The 802-nt window shown below is 66.6% G+C and carries 1 protein-coding gene; it reads left to right on the forward strand.

What is annotated here, in order from left to right; genetic code table 11:
- The coding region (locus ABDZ36_RS14680) for a transcription initiation factor IIB (RefSeq protein ID WP_343749378.1) at nucleotides 1–802 on the forward strand (802 nt) is incomplete at both ends.

Consider the following 802-nt stretch of genomic DNA (forward strand, 5'->3'; position numbering starts at 1 on the left):
CCAACCGACGAACGGCTGCCCGGAATGCGGTGGGCGAGTGGAGACGAACACGGTGGAGACAGTGTGCGAGGAGTGCGGGCTCGTCCTGGAAGAGCACGCAATTGACCATCGCGGCGAGCCGGTGTACGAGGAGGAGAACGAGCGAACTGGAGCGCCACTCACGACGTCGCGCCACGACCGAGGACTCTCGACGACGATCGGACGGAAACGCGACGGGAAGGGGAACACGCTCTCGGCGAAGAAGCGCCGGCAGCTCGGTCGGCTGCGGCGCGAGCAGAAGCGTGGGCGGTTCCGGTCTAAACAGGAGCGAAACCTCAGCCACGGACTCGGAGAAGTACAGCGAGTCGCGAGCGTCCTCGACGCCGACGACACGCTCCAAGAGCAGGCGTGCCAGCTCTTCCGCAGCGCCCACTCCGAGGACCTTCTCCATGGACGATCCATCGAGGCGGTGGCAGCGGCGAGCGTCTACGCCGCCTGCCGATGCAACGGCCAAAATCTCCCACTCGCGGATGTCGTCAAGGCTGCACGCGTCGGCGAGAATCGCGTGACCAACGCCTACGCGACGCTGAACAAAGAGCTCGGACTGCCGGCTCAGCCGATGCAGCCCCACGCATATCTCCCACGTCTCGCCTCCGACCTCGATGTCCCCGACAGCGTCCGGCGACAGGCGCGGATGTTCGCAGAACGCGCCGAGGCCGAATCTCTCGCGCGGGGCGCATCACCACCGGGGTTCGCTGCGGCCTGCCTCTATCACGTAGCGCAGGAGACCGAGTACCGGCTCACACAGGCTGCAGTCGCGGAC

Source organism: Halarchaeum salinum (assembly GCF_039520965.1).
GTDB lineage: Archaea > Halobacteriota > Halobacteria > Halobacteriales > Halobacteriaceae > Halarchaeum > Halarchaeum salinum.